This is a genomic window from Prescottella defluvii (genome assembly GCF_000738775.1).
Classification (GTDB): Bacteria; Actinomycetota; Actinomycetes; order Mycobacteriales; family Mycobacteriaceae; genus Prescottella; species Prescottella defluvii.
Genome location: NZ_JPOC01000076.1, coordinates 1 through 4,291 on the forward strand (window position 1 = coordinate 1; position 4,291 = coordinate 4,291).

General features: G+C 66.5%; 3 protein-coding genes. 2 read left to right on the top strand and 1 reads right to left on the bottom strand.

Features of this window, described 5'->3' with window-relative positions; genetic code table 11:
• Window positions 1–103 precede the first annotated feature (103 nt).
• Window positions 104–673: a MarR family winged helix-turn-helix transcriptional regulator gene (locus IJ15_RS0122705; RefSeq protein ID WP_031940625.1), complete on the bottom strand. Its 570-nt coding sequence runs from the start codon at window positions 671–673 to the stop codon at window positions 104–106.
• Window positions 674–917: 244 nt separating this feature from the next.
• Between IJ15_RS0122705 and IJ15_RS0122710 the strand changes: the two genes are divergently transcribed.
• Both IJ15_RS0122710 and IJ15_RS0122715 read left to right on the top strand, forming a co-directional pair.
• On the top strand, window positions 918–1,610 hold the full coding sequence (locus tag IJ15_RS0122710) for an IclR family transcriptional regulator (RefSeq protein ID WP_031940626.1): 693 nt from the start codon (window positions 918–920) through the stop codon (window positions 1,608–1,610).
• 299 nt (window positions 1,611–1,909) lie between these two features.
• Window positions 1,910–4,216 carry a cytochrome P450/oxidoreductase gene (locus IJ15_RS0122715; protein ID WP_031940627.1) on the top strand — a complete coding sequence of 769 codons (2,307 nt, stop codon included), beginning with the start codon at window positions 1,910–1,912 and terminating at the stop codon, window positions 4,214–4,216.
• The last annotated feature ends 75 nt before the right edge of the window (window positions 4,217–4,291 follow it).

Below are 4,291 nucleotides of genomic sequence, written 5' to 3' on the forward strand. Positions count from 1 at the left end.
CGCGTTTTGCGCACTTGGCGCGCGAAGGGAGACCCCGGGTCAGCGATAAGTGCGCAAAACGCGGAACGAGGGCGTGAGGAGGACCGGAGTCAGGGGACCGGAGTCAGTTGCGGCCGCGGACGTCGAACTGGCTGCGGTTGGTGATCAGCTTGTCGAGCAGCATCACGAGAACGTGCTGTTCAGCCTCGGTGAGCACGCTCGCCCACGCGTACTCGCGCTCATTGTGCTCGCGGTAGGTGGCGGCCATCTCGGCGCGCCCCTTCGCGGTGAGCGAGAGCTTCACCGAACGCCCGTCGCGCTCGTCCGGGGTCCGCTCGAGCAGACCGCCCGCTTCCAGCGTCTTCGTCAGATTCGACACCGCGGCGCGACTCATGCCGGTGAGCTTGGCTGCACTCTTGGGTTCGATGGGACCGGCCAGCCACGTCACGAACAACAATCGGAACGTCGACCACGACATTCCGCGCGGACGATGCACCGATGACTCGAGGTCGTAGGTGACGACGTTCGCAGCCCGGTTGAGAGTGAGTAAAACCTGCGTGGCGAGCTGATGGGTGGACCCGAACTCGGTGCTCAGACGCCGATTCGCGAGTTCGATGAAGGACCAGAAGTCGAGGTCGCCGGGCGCACCCGCATCCTGCGCCGTCTGCGCACCGCGCGCCTCGTCCCCGCTCATGCGGTCACCCTATCGCGGCAGGCACCGGGCACGCGGCGCGCAGATCGTCCTGGAAAGCTCACCTAATTAGTATATGTATGAACTACTTTCCCATCCGCCGGTACACACCGGACGGCGTCCCCGCCGGACACGGCGAGTGCTGTGCCGCAACGAGTTACCGCCCCGGAAGAAATGTCTGTACAAAGGGAGCCGAAACCGTGAACCCCCCGGCCCCGAGCCGGTAGACGCCTGGACAGGACCCGACATGAGCACGTTGCAGACCCTCGATCGTGGGTTGCGCGCTCTCGACGTCGTCGCCCAGTCGCAGGCCGGCATCTCGGTGGCCGACCTCGCCAAGGAGCTCGACGTCCACCGGGCCATCTGTTACCGCATCATCGCGACGCTCGAGGCGCATGCACTGGTCACGCGCACCGACGACGGACGCATTCGGCTCGGCGTCGGCGCCGCTGTCCTGGCGTCCCGCTTCGAGCCGCAACTCTTCGGAGACGTGCAGCCCCTGCTGTTCGCACTGGCGAACGAGACCCGCGCGACGGCCTTCGTCTCCGCAGCTCAGGGCCAGAATTGCGTCGTGATCATGGTGGCCGAGCCGGAGGACACGCTGCTGCGCGTCGGATACCGCGTCGGCAGCAGCCACCCCCTCGACAAGGGCGCCGCGGGCATCGCGATCCTCGCACTGCGCCCCGAACAGCCGAATGATTCCGACGCCGTCCGCCAGGCCCGCGCCGACGGCTTCAGCCTCACCCGCGGCCAGCTCGAGCACGGCGCGGTGGGCATCGCGTCCGGCATCGCACTGCCCGCGGGCGTCGGATCCGGCGCCGGCCTCGAACGCAGCGTGGGCGTCGTCGCGATCGACGGCCTCGACACCGACAGCGCCACCGCCGCCGTCATGCGCACCGCCCACGAGATCGAAACCCGCATCAGCATCCGCAACCCCTGATCTCCCGGAGCGGGCCCGCGCATTCGCCGGCCCGCGCCGAGTGCGCACATCGCGGTCGGGGGTCCCGAAAATCCGCGCTGAGTGCGCAAATCGCGAGGACGGGTATCGCGCGGCCGACTCGCATCCGAGGGTGACTCGCCCTACCACATAACAGACCACTTGCGTCGTTATTTGAACCCCACTTGACCCTGAATGTGACCGCACTTACTCTGTCCGGAGTTCGCTCACCGATACACGATGTGCGCTATTAGTAACTTCGCAGATGAGCGCGGTTTTCAGACAGACGGAGATTCAAAGTCATGAGCGTGTGCCCGATCGACCACAAGGCCCTGCAGAACACTGGTTGCCCGGTTTCCGCGAATGCCGCCGCCTTCGACCCGTTCACGGGTCCGTACCAGGTGGATCCGGCGGCCTCGCTGCGCTGGTCGCGCGATGAGGAGCCGGTGTTCTACAGCCCGGAGCTCGGCTACTGGGTGATCACCCGGTACGAGGACGTCAAGGCCGTCTTCCGTGACAACATCCTGTTCTCGCCGGCGATCGCGCTCGAGAAGATCACCCCCGTCTCCGAGGAGGCGACGGCGACGCTCGCGAAGTACGACTACGCGATGTCGCGCACCATGGTGAACGAGGACGAGCCCGCGCACATGCCGCGCCGCCGCGTGCTGATGGACCCGTTCACCCCGAAGGAACTGGTCCACCACGAGCCGATGGTCCGCCGGCTCACCCGCGAGTACGTCGACCGCTTCATCGAGACCGGCCGCGCCGACCTCGTCGACGAGATGCTGTGGGAGGTCCCGCTCACCGTCGCACTGCACTTCCTCGGCGTGCCCGAGGAGGACATGGACGAGCTGCGCAGCTACTCGATCGCGCACACCGTCAACACGTGGGGCCGTCCGGCGGTCGAGGAGCAGGTCGCGGTCGCCGAGGCCGTCGGCAAGTTCTGGCAGTACGCCGGCAAGGTGCTCGACAAGATGCGCAAGGACCCGTCCGGCCACGGCTGGATGCCGTTCGGCATCCGCGTCCAGCAGGAGCAGCCGGACGTCGTCACCGACTCGTACCTGCACTCGATGATGATGGCGGGAATCGTTGCCGCACACGAGACCACGGCCAACGCGTCGGCGAACGCCTTCCGCCTGCTGCTCGAGAACCGCAGCGTGTGGGAGGAGATCTGCGCCGACCCGAGCCTGATCCCCAACGCCGTCGAGGAGTGCCTGCGCCACTCCGGATCGGTCGCCGCGTGGCGCCGCCTGGTCACCGCCGACACCACGATCGGCGGGATCGACATCCCCGAGGGATCGAAACTGCTGATCGTCACGTCGTCCGCGAACCACGACGAGCGCCACTTCGACAACGCCGACGACTTCGACATCCGCCGCGAGAACTCCAGCGACCACCTCACCTTCGGGTACGGCAGCCACCAGTGCATGGGCAAGAACCTCGCCCGCATGGAGATGCAGATCTTCCTCGAGGAGTTCACCAAGCGGCTGCCGCACATCGAACTGGTGCCGGACCAGGAGTTCACGTACCTGCCGAACACCTCGTTCCGCGGACCGGATCACGTGCTGGTGCAGTGGGATCCGGCGAAGAACCCCGAGCGCGCCGACCCGTCGATCCTCGACGACCGCCAGCCGGTCAAGATCGGCGAACCGTCGAAGACCAACATCTCGCGAACCGTCACCGTCGACGCGATCGTCCCGGCCGCCGCCGGCGTCGTGCGCCTGACGCTGTCGGATCCGTCGGGCAAGGCGTTGCCGAAGTGGACCCCCGGCTCGCACATCGACATCGACCTCGGTGACGTGTCCCGGCAGTACTCGCTGTGCAGCGACCCGAGCGACCTGTCGCACTACGAGATCGCGGTACTCGAGGAGCCCGAGAGCCGCGGCGGCTCCCGCTACGTGCATCGCACGCTGCAGGCCGGCGACACCCTGAAGATGCGCGGACCGCGCAACCACTTCAAGCTCGACCCGGACGCCGAGCGCTACATCTTCGTGGCGGGCGGCATCGGCATCACGCCGATCATCGCGATGGCCGACCACGCCAAGGCGATCGGCAAGGATTACGAAATTCATTACTGCGGGCGCGATCTCACGACGATGGCGCTGCTCGATCGGTTGATGGCGGATCACGGCGATCGTCTCTCGGTGCACGCGAGCTCGACCGGCAACCGCCTCGACATCCCCGCCCTGCTCGACGTCCCGGTCGACGGTACCCAGATCTACTCGTGCGGTCCGGAACGTCTGCTCTCCGCACTCGACGAGGCCACCGCCCACTGGGTCGAGGACTCACTGCACGTCGAACACTTCACGTCGAATCTGGCCACGCTGGACCCGGCGAACGAGCACTCCTTCGAACTCGAACTGCGCGACTCGGGGTTGACCCTCCAGGTTGCCGCCGACCAGACCGTGCTCGATGCCCTGCGGGCGTCGAACATCGATATCCAGAGCGACTGCGAGGAGGGGCTGTGCGGATCGTGCGAAGCCCCCGTCCTCGACGGCGAGGTGGATCACCGCGACATGGTGCTCACCAAAACCGAACGGGCTCAGAATAAGTCGATGATGACCTGCTGCTCTCGCGCATGCGGCACCAAGATCACCCTCGCGCTCTGACCCACCTCCCCCCTCTTCTTCAGCACCCGAAAGGATCCGTAATGGGATCACCGACCCTCTCTGCGCCGACCGGCC